This window comes from Acinetobacter sp. RW6, from assembly GCF_041956835.1.
Lineage (GTDB): Bacteria > Pseudomonadota > Gammaproteobacteria > Pseudomonadales > Moraxellaceae > Acinetobacter > Acinetobacter calcoaceticus.
In genome coordinates, this window is the sequence record NZ_CP167121.1 from 3,480,277 (window position 1) to 3,497,185 (window position 16,909).

General features: G+C 41.4%; 14 protein-coding genes. 7 read left to right on the forward strand and 7 right to left on the reverse strand.

Annotated elements, in window-relative coordinates:
• Positions 1-69: 69 nt before the first annotated feature.
• The 3 genes from ACB088_RS16455 to ACB088_RS16465 form a co-directional block, all read right to left on the reverse strand.
• Positions 70-1,365, reverse strand: a complete 1,296-nt coding sequence (locus tag ACB088_RS16455; RefSeq protein WP_005037795.1) for a solute carrier family 23 protein — start codon at positions 1,363-1,365, stop codon at positions 70-72.
• 298 nt (positions 1,366-1,663) lie between these two features.
• Complete coding sequence (gene ppc / locus ACB088_RS16460) at positions 1,664-4,348, reverse strand: phosphoenolpyruvate carboxylase (RefSeq protein WP_375037473.1); 2,685 nt, start codon at positions 4,346-4,348, stop codon at positions 1,664-1,666.
• A 170-nt stretch (positions 4,349-4,518) separates the two neighbouring features.
• Positions 4,519-5,142, reverse strand: a complete 624-nt coding sequence (locus tag ACB088_RS16465) for a TetR/AcrR family transcriptional regulator (protein ID WP_133747265.1) — start codon at positions 5,140-5,142, stop codon at positions 4,519-4,521.
• Positions 5,143-5,291: 149 nt separating this feature from the next.
• Between ACB088_RS16465 and ACB088_RS16470 the strand changes: the two genes are divergently transcribed.
• From ACB088_RS16470 to dnaJ, 4 genes are all read left to right on the forward strand, one after another.
• Positions 5,292-6,398, forward strand: coding sequence for an efflux RND transporter periplasmic adaptor subunit (locus ACB088_RS16470; RefSeq protein WP_375037474.1), 1,107 nt, complete (start codon positions 5,292-5,294; stop codon positions 6,396-6,398).
• Positions 6,395-9,520 carry an efflux RND transporter permease subunit gene (locus tag ACB088_RS16475; RefSeq protein WP_375037475.1) on the forward strand — a complete coding sequence of 1,042 codons (3,126 nt, stop codon included), beginning with the start codon at positions 6,395-6,397 and terminating at the stop codon, positions 9,518-9,520. The genes ACB088_RS16470 and ACB088_RS16475 overlap by 4 nt, the downstream gene beginning before the upstream one ends.
• Positions 9,521-9,658: 138 nt before the next feature.
• Positions 9,659-10,036 carry a hypothetical protein gene (locus tag ACB088_RS16480; protein WP_092709044.1) on the forward strand — a complete coding sequence of 126 codons (378 nt, stop codon included), beginning with the start codon at positions 9,659-9,661 and terminating at the stop codon, positions 10,034-10,036.
• A gap of 103 nt (positions 10,037-10,139) precedes the next feature.
• A complete protein-coding gene (dnaJ, locus tag ACB088_RS16485) occupies positions 10,140-11,252 on the forward strand; it encodes a molecular chaperone DnaJ (protein ID WP_003654301.1) in 1,113 nt (370 codons plus the stop codon).
• Between the two features lie 114 nt (positions 11,253-11,366).
• Here the strand turns inward: dnaJ and ACB088_RS16490 are convergent, their stop codons facing one another.
• On the reverse strand, positions 11,367-11,729 hold the full coding sequence (locus ACB088_RS16490; protein WP_375037476.1) for a hypothetical protein: 363 nt from the start codon (positions 11,727-11,729) through the stop codon (positions 11,367-11,369).
• 184 nt (positions 11,730-11,913) lie between these two features.
• Between ACB088_RS16490 and dapB the strand changes: the two genes are divergently transcribed.
• Positions 11,914-12,735, forward strand: coding sequence for a 4-hydroxy-tetrahydrodipicolinate reductase (gene dapB / locus ACB088_RS16495; protein ID WP_017391117.1), 822 nt, complete (start codon positions 11,914-11,916; stop codon positions 12,733-12,735).
• Between the two features lie 50 nt (positions 12,736-12,785).
• The gene (locus tag ACB088_RS16500; protein WP_005037811.1) at positions 12,786-13,439 is read left to right on the forward strand and encodes an START domain-containing protein; all 654 of its coding nucleotides are present in this window, start codon (positions 12,786-12,788) and stop codon (positions 13,437-13,439) included.
• A 43-nt stretch (positions 13,440-13,482) separates the two neighbouring features.
• Here the strand turns inward: ACB088_RS16500 and ACB088_RS16505 are convergent, their stop codons facing one another.
• Positions 13,483-14,673, reverse strand: a complete 1,191-nt coding sequence (locus tag ACB088_RS16505) for an MFS transporter (RefSeq protein WP_375037477.1) — start codon at positions 14,671-14,673, stop codon at positions 13,483-13,485.
• Between the two features lie 4 nt (positions 14,674-14,677).
• A complete protein-coding gene (gene dkgB / locus ACB088_RS16510) occupies positions 14,678-15,481 on the reverse strand; it encodes a 2,5-didehydrogluconate reductase DkgB (RefSeq protein WP_375037478.1) in 804 nt (267 codons plus the stop codon).
• A gap of 120 nt (positions 15,482-15,601) precedes the next feature.
• Between dkgB and ACB088_RS16515 the strand changes: the two genes are divergently transcribed.
• Positions 15,602-16,504 (forward strand): LysR family transcriptional regulator, encoded by a 903-nt coding sequence (locus ACB088_RS16515; RefSeq protein ID WP_375037479.1) that lies wholly within the window; start codon positions 15,602-15,604, stop codon positions 16,502-16,504.
• On the opposite strand, the gene ACB088_RS16520 is transcribed toward ACB088_RS16515, so the two are convergent.
• The gene (locus ACB088_RS16520; protein WP_005037819.1) at positions 16,488-16,862 is read right to left on the reverse strand and encodes a hypothetical protein; all 375 of its coding nucleotides are present in this window, start codon (positions 16,860-16,862) and stop codon (positions 16,488-16,490) included. The two genes, ACB088_RS16515 and ACB088_RS16520, sit on opposite strands and share 17 nt — an antisense overlap.
• Positions 16,863-16,909: the final 47 nt, after the last annotated feature.

The window sequence follows — 16,909 nt, forward strand, 5'->3', positions numbered from 1 at the left end:
TAAAAAGTGATCAAGAAAGGTCGATGAAAAATAATAATAAAAAAGGCAGCTGATGCTGCCTTTTGGAACTTACGTTTTATCTTTTAAACTAAATAACCAGTTCAAAATAATGGCTGCAAACGTTGCTGTACCAATGCCACCTAAATTGAAGTTACCAAACATCAATTCAAAGTTTCCGGCACCTAAAATAATCGTCACAGAAGCAACAATCAGGTTTTTATTGTTAGAAAAATCGACTTTATTTTCAATCCAGATTTTTGCACCAGCAATGGTAATTAAACCAAATACGACAATAGATGCACCTGTTAAAACAGCATTTGGGATGGTACTAATCACTGCACCAAATTTTGGAGATAAACCCAAGAAAATAGCGAAGACACCAGCAATAACAAAAACAATGGTTGAGTACACACGAGTGACTGCCATGACTCCAATGTTTTCGCCATAAGTAGTCATACCTGGTGCGCCAACGCTACCAGAGAGTGTTGTGGCCAAACCATCTGCGACAAATGCTTTACCCAATTGTGGAGTCAGGTTTTCACCAGTCATGGCACCTACAGCTTTAATATGCCCTAGGTTTTCTGCTACTAAAATAAGAGCAACCGGAGCAATAATGAGCATAGCTCTGGTGTCAAAAGTAGGGTGTGAAAAACTTGGGATACCGAACCATGCAGCTTGAGAGATCTGGCTAAAATCGATTGGTTTACCTAAACCTAGCCCATTGGTGGTGATGGCATAAATCACATAGGCCAAGATTAAACCGACCAATAAAAGTAGACGTTGCAATAAGCCGCGGGTAAAGACCGCAATACTTCCCATACAAAGTACGGTAATAAGTGCCATCCACATTTCAAATGGTTGTCCTGCAACGCCTTTAATCGTAACAGGTGCGAGGTTTAGACCAATAATCATCACAATCGCGCCAGTAACGACCGGCGGCATAAGTTTTTCAATCCAGCGTGTACCGGTGAGCATCACAATAAAACCGATGAGGGCATAAAATACACCACACGCAACGATTCCACCTAAAGCCATAGACAGATTTGGATTTGCACCTGAACCTGTAATATGCCCAGTCGCTGCTGCAACGACCCCAATAAAAGCAAAACTTGATCCTAAGTAACTTGGAACGCGACCACCTGTAATTAAGAAGAACAGGATGGTACAGATGCCAGACATTAAAATAGCAAGATTTGGATTAAAACCCATGAGTAATGGTGCTAAAACAGTTGCTCCAAACATGGCAAACGCATGTTGGATACCTAAAATAGCACTTTGAACCGGAGGGAGATATTCATTGGTAGAGACTGGCCGATGGTCAATATCACCTTGGTAAGGCTGCCATTTTGGAAACCAATTGGACATAAAATAAACTCGTTATTCTTTAATTGGTGCAATGATACTCTTTCTTGAGAATGCATTTAATCTCTAGAGAGAAGTATGTCAGTGAAAATTAATTATTTTTTAACGATTGGTATAATTTTTTAAATTCTAAATGTACGTATTTAGTTATTTTTTTCTCATAAAAATTAATTTTATGATTTTTAAAAAATATTTAAAAAAATAGAAAATCGGGGAAAATTTAATAAAACTGGGAAACTTTGTAAGTAAAAAGCAGTGCATCGGTAATGCACTGCTTTGTTAAACAATCGGTAAAATCAGCTTAGCCAGTGTTACGTAAACCAGCAGCAATACCTGCAATACTCACCATTAGCGCATGATCAACAGGGGTGTTTTCTGCTTGACGCTCAGCGAGATAATCACGACGGCGTTTCATCAGTTCAGCCTGTAAAAGGTGTAAAGGTAGTAAATAAGGTTTGCGAACTTGCATAGACTGATCAAGAACTTCGTTATTACTCAGAAGTTTTGATTCATCTTTTAAAGCAAGTAGGGTTTCAACAGCATCTTTTAATCGCTGACGTAATTGGTTGCCGAGTACTTTTAAATCTTCATCTTCAGTCAGATGTGATTCGTAATAGAGCGCAATGTTGGCATCGGCTTTTGATAATACCATTTCCAGCATATCGATGAGTGTCTGGAAATAAGGCCATTGCTGGAGCATTTCATCAAGGGTTGCTTTTTGCTGATCCGCAATCACTTCATTAATTGCTGCCCCAGTGCCTAACCATGCAGGTAACATTAAACGGATTTGTGTCCATGCAAACACCCATGGAATCGCACGTAAAGACTCAATACCACCACTCACCTTACGTTTTGCCGGACGCGAACCTAGTGGCAACATTTGTAACTCAAGCTCAGGGGTGACAGTACGTAAATATTTTACGAAGTGTGGGTTTTCACGCACTGTTTGACGATAGACCTTAACAGAATGATCTGTCATACGGTTCATGAGTTCACGCCACTCAGCTTTAGGTTCCGGTGGTGGTAGTAAGGTCGCTTCAAGTGTTGCTGCGGTATAGATTTCAAGGTTTTGCATGGCAATCCCTTCTAAACCGAATTTGAAGCGGATCATTTCACCTTGTTCTGTAACTCGGATTGCACCAGAGATCGAACCCGGTGGTTGTGAAAATAGTGCCTGTTGAGTTGGAGCACCACCACGACTAATTGAACCACCACGACCGTGGAACAGAGTCAACTGTACACCGTGTGTTTGAGCAATTGCAGTCAGCTCTTCTTGAGCACGATATTGTGCCCAGTTGGCAGACATAAATCCTGCATCTTTCGCAGAGTCAGAATAGCCAATCATCACTTCGTGTTTACCCTGAATGTGCTGTTTATACCAATGCATATTGAACAGCGTATTTATGGTAGTTGCAGCGCCATCTAAGTCCTTTAAAGTTTCAAATAGAGGAACTACTCGTAAAGGATGTTGAATACCTGCTTCTTTTTGCAATAACAATACAGCTAAAACATCGCTTGGATATTCAGCCATAGAAATAATATAAGCTCCTAAAGATTCAGGCGGTTGGTCTGCCAAAGTACGCATGGTTGCAAATACTTCTTGAACATCTGGGTGTCCAATCAAACTGCCTTCAGGTTCATTAATATATTTCGGTAAAAGTGGACGTTTGCTTTGTAATTCCTGAATCAGGAAGTTTTGGCGTGCTTGTTCAGTCCACGATTCAAAATTACCTAAACCTAAGTATTCGGTAATTGCTGAAATTGCTTGGCGGTGACGACCTGATTCTTGGCGAATGTCGAGTTTAAGTAGTTCAATACCAAAACAGTTCACACGGTAGATAAAGTCGAGTAGTTGACCATTCGCAATTTCAGGTAGGTTACTGTCGATTAAAGAGCGATAGCACAATAATAACGGTTGTAAGAGCTCATCTTTACTTTTAATCACATTCGTATCGTCTGCTTCGAGTCCTTGCAAACGTTGAGCTAACCAGTGGCGAGTGGCTTTTAAACGCTCTCGTGTTGCACGTAAATACTCACGATAAGGTTCCGCATGTTGGTTACCAATCGCTTGAACCATTTCTTCAGAGCAGGTTTGAATTGAGAGTTCCCAACGCAAGTTTTCGATATCTCTTAAATAGAGATCGGCAGCTTGCCAGCGCGATAACCACAGCACTTCTTGTGTAATTTGATGGGTAACATTTGGGTTACCATCACGGTCTCCACCCATCCAAGATGCAAAACGCACTGGTGCAATGTTGAGTGGTAGGTTTTGTTGGCAATTTTCTTGAACTAGCTCATTTAATTCACGAATAAATTTAGGTACAGCATTCCAAAGCGTTTGCTCAATCGTCGCAAAGCCCCATTTTGCTTCATCAACAGGAGTCGGACGGTGCTGACGAATTTCATCTGTTTGCCATGCCGAACTAATTTGTTGCTTTAGGTTCGCAAGTGCACTTTGACGCTCACGTGGAGTGAGTTTTTGTTGATCAAGCTGAGACAAGCACGCATTGATATCATCATATTTCTGAATGAGTGTACGACGACTGACTTCAGTTGGATGTGCCGTAAGTACCAGCTCAATATCAAGATCACAAACTTGTTGGAATAGTTTTTCTGTTGAAATACTTTTATCTTTGAATTTTTGAAATAGGTGAACAAGTGGATTCGGAGAGTTGGCATCCGAATCGAATTCTGCTTGTCTACGGCTACGGACCACATGATATTGCTCGGCAATATTGGCAAAATTTAGGAAATGAGAAAAAGCTCGGGTAAGGGGAAGTAGTTCATCGTCGGGTAGATTTAAAAATAATTGTTCTAGTTGCTTTTGGGCTTCAGCTTGGCCATCACGTGCACCTTTAGCAAGGGCACGAATTTGCTCGATCTGATTAAACAGCTCTTGTCCTGCATGTTGCTTTAGGGTTTCACCTAATAAATTACCAAGTAAGCGGACATCCTCGCGCAGTGGCGCATCGATTTGCTGAACCATGCTATTTTCTCCTGTTCTTATCCTTATCGAATATAGCGTGATTAGCAAACATTCCAAGCTTTGAGCGTAAGAAAATGTGAATTTTTGCTTAAAAAATAACATTTAATTTGCATGCGATGCTGTTAACGATGAAATGCACTCAGTACAACTTTTGGCAATGGTACTTTGGTTTAAGTCCGATATTTGAGCAGGAATAAAGCAATTGCATCTTGAATAATTTGCTCAAGCTCATGAACATTTGGTACAGCAATGATCCCAAGTAAAACCTTCTGGTGGCGTACGCCAAGCAATAAGGACATAAGAAGCTCGGTTTGATAAGTAGGATTATCGGTTTGAATAAAACCTAATTGAGCCGCTTTTTGCAAAAACTCAGCTAATTGATTTTGCAGTCGGGTATGAGATGCATCAAAAAACTGTAGGGCGAGTGGACTTTGTTCTGCTGCAAGTTCAAATAAAACGTGTTCAAGTTTAAGTGCTTCAGGTGAGTAAATAATTTGCAAGGCGCGTGAACACACAATAAAGAGTGCTTGATAAAAGTCTGCCGATGCATCTAATTCAAATTGTTTAGTACACAGTGTCTCTTCACAGGTTTCTGTAATCGCACAGATAAACAGGTTGGCTTTATCTTGAAAGTGATTATAAACCGTGAGCTTAGTGACTCCTGCTTCCTGTGCAATCTGGTTCATGCTGGTACCGTGATAACCAGATTTCAAAAAAATGGCTTTTGCTGCTTGCAGAACACGAGCACGTTTTTCTAGATCTTTGGGGCGACCACTTTGATTAACTGTTTGCACGAAACCCTCTAATAAAAATTTAAAAAAATAGCGATTTATAAGTTTTTCTTTAATTAATATACCCATGGGTATATTAATTAAAAAACAAACAATTTATGATGCAAACATATTGTGCCTTAAAAAATCAGTTTGAATAAGAGCGATAAGATATGAATCTGTTAAAACCTCTCATCATGAGTATGGTGATTGTTTGTACGGTCACATTAATGGGGTGTAGTAAAGAAGCCCCAAAAACAGAAGAAATACCCTATGTGATGGTGGCTCAACCTTTGACCACACTCAATGAACAAAAGAGCTATGCGGGAGATGTTCAGGCCAGACAACAAACAGCTTTAGCATTTCGGGTCGGTGGGCAGGTTACAGCACGTTATGTGGACGTTGGTGATCGAGTTAAGGTTGGACAAGTTTTAGCAAAACTTGACGTGGCAGATGCTCAGCTACAGTTAAATGCTGCTAAAGCCCAACTGGACAATGCTCAGGCCGCAGCAAAAACGGCATCAGATGAACTTAAGCGTTTTCAGCAATTACTACCAATTAATGCGGTTAGCCGTTCGCAATACGATACGGTGAAAAATCAATATGATTCGGCACAAGCAGCGTTACAACAAGCTCGTTCTAACTATGAAGTTTCTGCTAATCAGACAGGATATAACCAACTCGTTTCTAATAAAAATGGGGTGATTACTGCGCGAAATATCGAAATTGGACAAGTGGTTGCAGCGGGCCAAGCCGCTTATCAACTGGCAATTGATGGAGAGCGTGAAGTTGTCATTGGCGTACCAGAACAAGCAGTTGCCGAGATCAAGGTTGGCCAAGCAGCTTGGGTCACTTTATGGTCTAAACCGAATGACCGATTTTCTGGTTATGTACGCGAAGTTTCCCCAGCGGCTGATCAGTCTCGTACATTTACGGTCAAGGTTGCACTCAAAGAAGGTCAATCTGTTATTCAGCTTGGACAAAGTGCACGCGTATTTTTTAGCTCGACTCAAACCAATGTGATGAGTGTGCCACTTTCGAGTGTCTCAGCAACAGATAATCAACCTTATGTATGGGTTGTTAATGCGAATCAGACATTGCGTAAAGTACCTGTAACGATTGGTGCATATGGCAAAGATAGTGTGCCGGTATTATCTGGTTTGGCCCCAAATGATTGGGTTGTGATTGGCGGCGTACATTTGCTACGTGATAAACAGAAGATTCACCCGATTGACCGTGAAAACCGTGGGGTGAAAATTCAGGGAGCAACCCAGCCATGAAATTCAATCTCTCGGAATGGGCATTAAATAATAAAGGCATCGTCCTTTATTTTATGCTGTTGCTTGGCATTATCGGTGCGATCTCTTATTCAAAATTATCACAAAGTGAAGACCCACCCTTTACCTTTAAGGTAATGGTGGTACAGACCTACTGGCCTGGGGCGACTGCCAAAGAAGTTTCTACTTTAGTTACGGACCGTATCGAAAAGGAACTCATGACAACAGGGCAGTATGACAAGATTATGGCTTACTCCCGTCCAGGTGAGTCGTTGGTCACTTTTGTGGCGAAGGATTCACTGACTTCTGACAAGATTCCTGATGTTTGGTACAACGTTCGTAAGAAGGTCAATGATATACGCCATGAACTGCCAAACGGTGTACAAGGTCCATTTTTCAATGACGAATTTGGAGATACTTACGGCAATATTTATGTACTGACAGGCAAAGACTTTGACTATGCACTTCTTAAGGAATATGCCGATCGTTTGCAATTACAGCTTCAACGCGTCAAGGATGTCAGTAAGGTCGAATTAATTGGTCTGCAAGATCAAAAAATCTGGATTGAGATTTCTAACACCAAAGCGGTACAGCTTGGTATCCCAGTGACAGCGATTCAAGATGCCTTACAAAAGCAAAATAGTATGGCAAGTGCAGGTTTTTTTGAAACAGGCACAGACCGCATTCAGATTCGGGTAAGTGGTCATTTACAAAACATTGATGAAATTAAGAAAATGCCTTTACTGGTAGGTGATAAAACCATTCAACTCGGAGATGTCGCTGATGTCTACCGTGGTTTTAGTCAACCTGCTCAGCCACGTATGCGTTTCATGGGTGAAAATGGTATTGGTATTGCTCTATCGATGCGTAAGGGCGGTGACATTATTGCCTTAGGCAAAAATCTCGATACAGAATTTGCCCAACTACAAAAAACTTTGCCTTTAGGCATGAAGCTCCAAAAAGTTTCTGACCAACCTGTAGCAGTGCAGCGCAGTATTCATGAGTTTATAAAGGTACTCGCTGAAGCAGTTATTATTGTCTTGTTAGTGAGTTTTTTCTCTTTAGGTTTCCGTACAGGATTGGTTGTCGCTTTTTCTATTCCTTTAGTTTTAGCAATGACCTTTGCGGGTATGAGTCTATTCGATGTCGGCCTGCATAAGATTTCACTGGGTGCCTTGATTCTGGCGCTAGGTTTGCTAGTCGATGACGCCATTATTGCTGTCGAGATGATGGCAATTAAGATGGAGCAGGGTTATAGCCGGATTAAAGCCGCCGGATTTGCGTGGAAAACAACAGCATTTCCGATGCTCACCGGAACACTGATTACCGCCGCTGGTTTCTTACCGATCGCGACAGCTCAGTCTGGTACAGGTGAATACACTCGCTCTATCTTTCAGGTGGTGACGATTGCCTTATTAGTATCTTGGGTTGCAGCAGTTTTATTCGTACCTTATTTAGGTGAAAAGCTATTACCAGATTTTACCAAAACAGGTCATCAGGCCCCTTGGTATGTCCGTTTATGGGCGAGATTAACCAAAAAACCGCAACCGCAAACTGTGGTCATTTCACAGGACCATCATTACGATCCTTATCAATCTAGCTTCTATTTACGTTTTAGGAAGATGGTCGAATTTTGTGTGACTTACCGTAAAACCGTAATTGCGACGACGGTGGGTATTTTTGTGCTATCTGTGCTGATGTTTAAGATCGTTCCTCAGCAGTTTTTCCCACCTTCGAACCGTGCCGAGATTTTAGTTGATTTAAAACTTGAAGAAGGCGCTTCTTTAACAGCGACAGAACAAGCTGTGAAAAAGGTTGAAAAGTTTCTGTCTAAACAAAAAGGTATTGATAACTATGTGGCCTATGTCGGTACAGGATCACCACGTTTTTATTTACCCTTAGACCAGCAATTACCGCAAGCCAGCTTTGCGCAGTTTGTAGTTCTCGCATCATCACTTGATGATCGTGATGAAATTCGTCGCTCGTTAGAAACACAAATTAAGCAATTACTTCCGCAAGTTCGTACTCGCGTGTCATTACTGGAAAATGGCCCACCTGTTGGTTATCCGTTGCAATATCGTGTGTCGGGTGAAGATCAAAATCTGGTACGTCAAGAGGCACAGAAAGTCGCTAAACTGATGAGCGAAAACCCGAATACGACCAATGTACATTTAGATTGGGGTGAGCCGAGTAAGATTATTTCAATTCAAATTGACCAAGATCGTGCTCGACAAATGGGTGTCTCTAGTGTGGATTTAGCGAACTTCATTAATGCATCAATTACAGGCAGTGCGATTGAGCAATATCGTGAAAAGCGTGAACTCATTGAAATCCGTTTACGTGGCGATCAGAGCGAGCGAGTTGAAGTGGCCTCATTGGCAAGTTTAGCTGTCCCAACGACCAATGGAACGACTGTGCCTTTAGCCCAAATTGCTAAAATTGAGTATAAATTTGAAGATGGCTTAATCTGGCATCGTAACCGCTTACCAACCATTACCGTTCGCGCAGATATCCGAACTCAATTACAACCAGCTACAGTGGTTGGTGAGTTAGCTGAATCAATGGATAAGTTACGTGCTGAATTACCAAGTGGCTATCTTGTTGAAGTTGGTGGAACCGTAGAAGAGTCTGCACGTGGGCAAAATTCTGTTAATGCGGGTATGCCACTGTTTTTAGCGGTTGTCATGACATTACTGATGATTCAGCTTAAGAGCTTATCTCGCGCGACCATTGTGTTGTTAACAGCTCCGCTGGGTTTAATTGGTGTGGTTTTATTCTTACTGTTATTTAACAAACCATTTGGCTTTGTGGCCATGTTAGGCACGATTGCACTCTCTGGCATGATCATGCGTAACTCGCTTATCTTGATTGATCAAATTGAACAAGACAGGCAAGCAGGTCATTCAACATGGGAAGCGATTATTGAGGCTACTGTACGTCGATTCCGTCCGATTATTTTGACTGCTTTGGCCGCGGTTCTGGCGATGATTCCACTTTCACGGAGTATTTTCTTTGGTCCGATGGCAGTTGCGATCATGGGTGGATTGATTGTTGCCACCTTACTGACATTATTTTTCTTGCCTGCGCTCTATGCAGCATGGTTTAAGGTGAAAAAAACCGCATAAAATACATAATTTTTTTGTGAATAAAGGTGCGAAATATTGAAAACTCCAATATAGTAGCACCTGTCTTTACACAAAAAATACAGGATTATTTCGCTGCATAAAAAATAGGCAAATGCAGTGAATTGAGGTGAAATACAGATGGGGCAAGACCATATCGAACAGCATCGCCGTTATATTGTAATTTCTTATGCGTTCATGTTTCTTGCATTGTTTACGGTTATTTTTGCAGCCTTTGCTTATTTGGTTGCTCGTAAAGTAGCGGCTGTAGATAATGCGGAAGTTTGGATTCATGCGCATGCACTATGGATTATGCGAAACGGGATTCTATTTCTTTGTATGGCAATTTTTGCTGCGGTCTGGTTTATTCCGCTCTTCTTTTTTGCATGGGATAGTAATCTTTGGGTAACTGCCTCTACGGTTGCTGGTGTGGTATTTAGCGCAATTGCGTGGTTATTTCTATTAAATGCATGGTTAAAAGGCTTGTCTAAATATTTAAAAAATAAGGCAGTTTTTTAATATATCTATTTTTTAAACATTTTCCCCTTGTAAATTCGGCTAAAGCCCCCCATTTAGTCGGCAATAGAGTATTGATAAAATTCCGTGAGGAGCACCGCCAAAAATGGCTAAACGTGATTATTATGAGGTTTTAGGCGTTTCAAAAACCGCAAGTGATGATGAGATCAAAAAAGCCTACCGTAAATTGGCGATGAAATATCATCCTGATAGAAACCCTGACAATGCCGAAGCTGAAGAGAAATTTAAAGAAGCTGCTGAAGCTTATGAAGTTTTATCGGACAGCGAAAAGCGTAGCATGTACGATCGCATGGGTCATAATGCGTTCGAAGGTGGCTTTGGCGGCGGTGGTGGCGGCTTTGGCGGATTTAGTGCAGAAGATATTTTTAGCCAGTTCGGTGATATCTTCGGTGGTGCATTCGGTGGTGGTGGACGTCAACAGCGTCAACGTCGCGGATCAGATTTACGCTATGTAATGGAACTTACCCTTGAAGAAGCTGTAAAAGGGGTGAAAAAAACCATTACCTTTACTGCTCCTGCACCATGTGATGTGTGTGATGGTAAAGGTTCAAAAAATCCAAAAGATGTTGAAACTTGTAAAACTTGTCATGGTTCAGGACAAGTGCGTATGCAGCAAGGTTTCTTCTCTGTACAACAAACATGTGGTACTTGTCGTGGCCAAGGTAAAATTATTAAAAACCCTTGTCAGGCATGTCATGGTTCTGGTGTAGCTGATCGTCAGCAAACGTTGGAAGTTACAATTCCAGCGGGTGTAGATAATGGTGACCGCGTACGTTTGAGTGGCAAAGGCGAAGCAATTCGTGATGGCCAATCAGGTGATTTGTACGTTGAAGTGGTTGTTCGTGAACACGAAATTTTCCAACGTGATGGTGCCGACCTTTATATGGATGTACCTGTTAGCATTGCTGATGCTGCACTTGGTAAAGAAATTGAAATTCCAACTTTGGAAGGTCGTGTTAGCTTGAAGATTCCCGAGGGAACTCAAACAGGCAAATTATTCCGTTTACGCGGCAAAGGCGTTCGTCCAGTACGTAGCAGCATGGTGGGTGATTTACTCTGCCGTATTGTGATAGAAACACCGGTGAACTTGAATGCTCGTCAACGTGAATTACTTAAAGAGTTGCAAGCTTCTTTTGATGGCGAAGACAGTGCTTCTTCACCAAAGAAAAAATCATTCTTTGATCGTTTGTTCGATTAATGCTTGATTAGATAAGAAATTAAAAAGAAGGCGGATATTGATAAAATATCCGCCTTTTTATTGCGCTGATTCATTTTATTATTTTTATTCTGCTTAAAAGAAAATTACGTGTGCTTACTCTGTAGGGTGAGCAACATCAATGTCGTCAACACTTACAGTAGGTTCACTAGCAGCAAGAGTAGGCGCATTTTCGATCACTGGTGCGGCTACTGCTTCTGCCTGTACAGCTACTTTAGGCGTTTCTGCTGTTGTTTCGCCAATAATCGGGTCAATATCTTCAACTTTAACGTCGGTATTGGCATCGGTTACTACGCTAATTTGAGCTGTAGGCGTTGCTGTTTGAGTATTTACGTTAGTCGTAATGCGTGCTTTAGATAAGCTTTCTAATGTGTCTCCTGGCTGGATTGCAGGCTCTGCAAATGCCACTGAACTCATAATCCCCATCATCGCTGTGAAGCCAATAATTCTCGAATGCATGCTGAACTCCTTATAGTCATCTTTTTTTCATTCGTGGCTGAGTAGTGTGCCGATCAATTCTTTAACTTTTGTGAAAACAGATTAAATTTCAGCTGATCTTAAAAAATAATTTTTACTTTTTATCGTGAGCAAAGAGTTTTGATATAGTAGACAAATTACGTAAAACAGAAGATTGAGAAGGATTATGTCAGCAGCTCCACGCATTGGTGTTTTAGGTGCAGGCGGTCGTATGGGCCGTACGCTTATTCAAGCAGTTCAACAGGCAGGCTATCAATTGGCTGCTGCGGTAGAGCGTCCCGAAAGTAGTTTGGTCGGCACTGACGCAGGTGAGCTTGCTGGTATTGGTTCAGTGGGTGTGAAGGTTTCAGGAAGTTTGGCAGATGTTCTGAAAGACTGCGATGTAATTATTGATTTTACCGCACCAGTTGCGACTGCTCAGCATTTGAAGCTTTGCCGTGAAGCTGGGGTTGCCATGGTTATTGGCACAACAGGTATGTCAGATGAGCAAAAAGCTGAGTTAGACGAAGTTGCCACTCATACACCTGTGGTTTACGCTGCGAACTATTCAGTTGGTGTAAATGTATCAATCAAGTTACTTGAGCTTGCAGCAAAAGTATTTGGCGATACAGTAGATATTGAAGTGATTGAAGCTCACCACCGTCATAAAGTAGATGCGCCATCAGGTACAGCGTTAATGATGGGTGAAGCAATTGCAGATACTTTAGGCCGTAACTTAAAAGAAGTTGCTGTTTATGGGCGTGAAGGACATACAGGCCCACGTGACCGTCAAACGATTGGTTTTGAAACCATTCGTGGTGGTGATATTGTTGGCGAACACACTGTTATGTTCATTGGTGAAGGTGAGCGCGTTGAAGTGACTCATAAAGCAACTAACCGTATGAACTTTGCTGCTGGTGCAGTGCGAGCTGCGGCATGGGTTGTGGGCCGTGAAGCGCGTAAATATGACATGAAAGATGTTTTAGGATTGAACGACGTACAGGTTTAAAAACCTGTACGTATTCCATGTGTAGCGAGAAAAAAAAGATAGAGCAGAACATGAATAAAAAACAAATTGCCCTGACCACTCTTCTTTGTTTAAGTAGCCTCTGGACGGGGGCTGCTTCTACAGAAAAAGCTAAATTAAGCTTAGACCGCAATAATATTAAAGTCTGGACCTATCAGAAGACTGATAATCCAGTCTTTCAATATAAAGCAGAAACGACATTTGATGTGCCACTCGAACGCGCTGTCGCCGTGATTTTAGATGTGAATCGTGCCGATCAGTGGGTGCCTTATATGGGCAAAGTTGAAATGTTGTCTCAAGATGAGAAAAAAGGTGAGTTCACACTGTATATGGTGTTAGATTTTCCATTTCCCTTGAAAGATCGTGATGTCGTTGTAAAAGGAAAAATGAGCAAGGCCGCAAATGGCGTTGTGACAATTAAAAATACTGCAATTAGCGGAAATTATCCGATACAACCCGATGTGGTGCGCTTAACACGCTATGAAGGGGACTGGACATTCCAAAAACTTGCAAATAATAAGGTGAAAGTAACCACCAGTGGTTATGCTGATCCTGCTGGTGCAATTCCATTAAGTTTTGTGAATATGTTTGTTCAACAGCAACCTTACCAGATGTTGCTTAAAATGAAGCGCGAAGTGACCAGTCCGATTTATGAACAACCGAAATTACCAGATATTTTAAAATAAATAACTTAAAAAAAAGCGCCTGAAATCAGGCGCTTTTTTTTTATTAATCTGAACACTGCTGTAACGCTTGGGCAGGGCTGCTTTCGCGTTTGATTTGGAATAAAACCAATAACAAAGCTAACCCAGCCAGCAGTGCACCAGCAAATGATACTGCGCTATAACCCCAACCTAAATCGAGTACTAATGCGCCTGCTGCTGCTCCTACTGCGTTACCTAGGTTAAATGCACCAATATTCACTGAAGAGGCAAGGCCTGGTGCTTCGTGCGCGACGGACATTACACGCATTTGTAATGGAGGCACTAAAGCAAAGGTTGCTGCACCCCAGATCACTAAAGCAATGGCTGCCCCAATCTGACTTTGTGCAAGGATAGGGAAAGTCACCATCATGATAATCAACAGAACCAAGAAACCAATCAGGGTTTTGTTGATGGACAAATCTGCAAAACGTCCACCTAAATGGTTACCAATCGAGAAACCGACACCAATCAACATCAGCATAAAAGTAATGAAGGTCGGTGAAGCATGGGTAAACTCAGTCAAACTTGGCGCAATATAGGTATAGAGCGTAAACATTGCACCCGCACCGAGTACAGTGGTGAGCAACGCAAGTATTACAGGAGTGCGCGTTAACACTTTCAACTCAGCTTTCACATTTGGTTTTTTGGCAACCATACCTTGTGGGAGAGCTTTCCATAAAGCGAGCATGGTAATAACCCCAAGTAACGAAATAGCAAGGAAAGACATACGCCAGCCAATGTTTTGCCCAACCCATGTTGCCAAAGGCACACCACCAATATTGGCAATAGTTAGGCCCATAAACATGGTTGCTACAGCACTGGCCTGTTTATGTGCGGGCACAATGCTTGCTGCTACAACTGAACCTATCCCGAAGAACGCACCGTGGTTCAAGCTTGTGATGAGACGAGCACCTAATAAGCTCATATAGCTTGGTGAAAATGCTGCAATTAGGTTACCTACCGTAAAGATCGCCATCAGAAAGATAAGCGCATTACGTCGTGCAAAACCACCGAACCACAGGGTCATGAACGGGGCACCTAGCATTACGCCAAGTGCATAGCCCGTAATTAACATTCCGGCTGTTGGAATTGAAATCCCTAAATCATTAGCGATATTCGGCAACAATCCCATTGGTGAGAATTCAGTGGTGCCAATGGCAAAGGCACCAATCGCCAATGCCAATAATGAGAACGCCGTATTTGATTGAGTGTTCATGAGTTTAGTCCCAAACTGGTGCCCATGGCTCTGGGCTAACTTCACGACTGTTACGATCAAGTTCGGCAATCATTTGCATTTCAGCTGAAGTTAACTCGATATCCTGTGCTTTTAAATTGCTCATCAGGTTTTCACGTTTAGTCGAAGATGGAATGACTGCAAAACCACGTTGCAATGCCCATGCCAGTGCAATTTGCGCTGTTGTTGCTTGATGAGCTGCTGCAATTTCAGCTAAAACAGGGTCTTGAAGCACTTTGCCGTACGCAAGCGTCATATATGAAGTGACATCAATATTCTTCTCTTGTAAGAAGTTCACAAGTTTGTGGTTTTGAAGATAAGGGCTTAGCTCAATCTGATTAGTTGCAATATGCTCAGCTCCAATTGTATCAATTGCTTGTTGGGTAAGCGCAATATTGAAGTTTGAGATACCAATTTGTTTGGTTAAGCCTTGTTGTTTTGCCTCAAGTAAAAGCTGCATGATTTCAGGAATCGAAACACCTAAGTCTGGTGCTGGCCAGTGAATCAAAGTTAAATCGACATGGTCAGTACGAAGCTTTTGTAAGCTTTCTTTTAAGCTTGGAATAAATTTATCTTGAGGAAAATTATCTACCCAGATTTTTGTGGTTAAAAATAAGTCCTGACGTGATACACCGCTTTCGGCGATGGCTTGACCAATCGCTGCTTCATTATCATAAATTTGAGCAGTATCAATTGCACGGTAACCTACATCTAAAGCATTTTTAACTGAATCAATCACCGCTTGTTCTTTTAGACGGAAAGTTCCTAGACCAAAACGTGGGATATTCATGTGTTCACCTGAATTTAAATAATTGTTTAACTTGAGGTGCATTTTGCTCGGATTATTGTTGCGAAAAAATAGATGAATAAGCAAAATATCTTTGATGATTAGTCAATAATAGAATAAGCCATGAAATCAACAATTGAAGAACTTGTTGCCTTTATCACAATTATTGATACAGGTTCATTTGTAGCCGCAGCAGAACATTTAAAACAGACACCTTCAGGGGTAAGCCGTTCTTTAACACGCTTGGAAGCTAAGTTAGATGTCACCTTGTTAGAGCGAACGACACGTAAGTTAAAACTGACTCAAGAAGGGCAACAGTTTCTGGTAAAGGCCCGTAAAATCTTAAATGAGCTTAATGCAGCTGAAGAAGAACTACAAAAATCTGATCAGGGTACGGCAGGACTCATTCGTATTGATTCGGCTACTCCGTTTGTTTTACACGTGATTGCACCATTAATGCATAAGTTTCGTGAGTGCTATCCAGATATTGAAATTGAGCTAAATAGTAATGATCAGGTGATTGACTTGCTGCAACATAAAACTGATGTGGCATTTCGATTTGGGGAACTCAATGATTCGAGCCTACATGCCAAACTGGTGTGTAAAAGTCGTTTATATATTGTGGCAAGTCCAGAATATTTGGCGATTAAGGGCACTCCAACACAACCTGAAGAACTCGAACAACATGATCTGATTGGTTTTACCAGACCTGCCTATATTAATAGCTGGCCGATTAAAGTAGGTGATGAATATTTCTTTGCTCAATCGAAAATTAAAGCATCGAGTGGAGAGACGGTACGTCAACTCACCATTAGAGGTCATGGCATTGCACGGCTATCTGAATTTGAAGTTTGGAAAGATATTGAAGAAGGGCGATTGATTGCATTATTTGAAGATCAAATTGAACATCAATATCAAAGCATCCATGCTGTGTATTATCAACAAGAGCATCTACCAAAACGAATCCGTTTATTCATTGAGTTTTTGGCAGAACAGTTAAAAGATGGTTTTAAAAACGCTCTCTAAAAGTAGCATAGCCATCAGTTGGAAAATGAACCTCTAGAAGTGGAGTGGTTTGTCCTTCTGATGAATGCTGGGCCAGAAAATAGCTTTTTTGCTGTTGGCGGCAACTAAAATATAATTTGGAATAGGTCGAGTTCACCATCACAACTTCATTTGAGCTATTACGCTTATATTGATAATGAGAAATCGTACTGGCCTCATCATCAGTACGCTGCTCCAATTTGTAGTCTTGTTGATTGGTCATTTTTAAATAACCCTCAATCAGACTTTGGCAAACTGTATGTCTGTGCTGCTCATTTTTTGGTTGTGGTTGGCAACCTGCTAAAACAATAGTAAATAACAATATAGCTTTTAATTTCATGATCTTGCTGCTCTTTGAGTTGATTTATATAGCGTAAAGGTGTTCTA

Coding starts and splice junctions, on each gene's coding strand:
- ACB088_RS16475 (WP_375037475.1), top strand. CDS start 6,395: ATGAAATTCAATCTCTCGGAATGGGCATTAAATAATAAAGGCATCGTC.
- ACB088_RS16500 (WP_005037811.1), top strand. CDS start 12,786: ATGAATAAAAAACAAATTGCCCTGACCACTCTTCTTTGTTTAAGTAGC.
- ppc (WP_375037473.1), bottom strand. CDS start 4,348: ATGGTTCAGCAAATCGATGCGCCACTGCGCGAGGATGTCCGCTTACTT.
- ACB088_RS16470 (WP_375037474.1), top strand. CDS start 5,292: ATGAATCTGTTAAAACCTCTCATCATGAGTATGGTGATTGTTTGTACG.
- ACB088_RS16520 (WP_005037819.1), bottom strand. CDS start 16,862: ATGAAATTAAAAGCTATATTGTTATTTACTATTGTTTTAGCAGGTTGC.
- ACB088_RS16515 (WP_375037479.1), top strand. CDS start 15,602: ATGAAATCAACAATTGAAGAACTTGTTGCCTTTATCACAATTATTGAT.
- ACB088_RS16455 (WP_005037795.1), bottom strand. CDS start 1,365: ATGTCCAATTGGTTTCCAAAATGGCAGCCTTACCAAGGTGATATTGAC.
- dkgB (WP_375037478.1), bottom strand. CDS start 15,481: ATGAATATCCCACGTTTTGGTCTAGGAACTTTCCGTCTAAAAGAACAA.
- ACB088_RS16490 (WP_375037476.1), bottom strand. CDS start 11,729: ATGCATTCGAGAATTATTGGCTTCACAGCGATGATGGGGATTATGAGT.
- dapB (WP_017391117.1), top strand. CDS start 11,914: ATGTCAGCAGCTCCACGCATTGGTGTTTTAGGTGCAGGCGGTCGTATG.
- ACB088_RS16480 (WP_092709044.1), top strand. CDS start 9,659: ATGGGGCAAGACCATATCGAACAGCATCGCCGTTATATTGTAATTTCT.
- dnaJ (WP_003654301.1), top strand. CDS start 10,140: ATGGCTAAACGTGATTATTATGAGGTTTTAGGCGTTTCAAAAACCGCA.
- ACB088_RS16505 (WP_375037477.1), bottom strand. CDS start 14,673: ATGAACACTCAATCAAATACGGCGTTCTCATTATTGGCATTGGCGATT.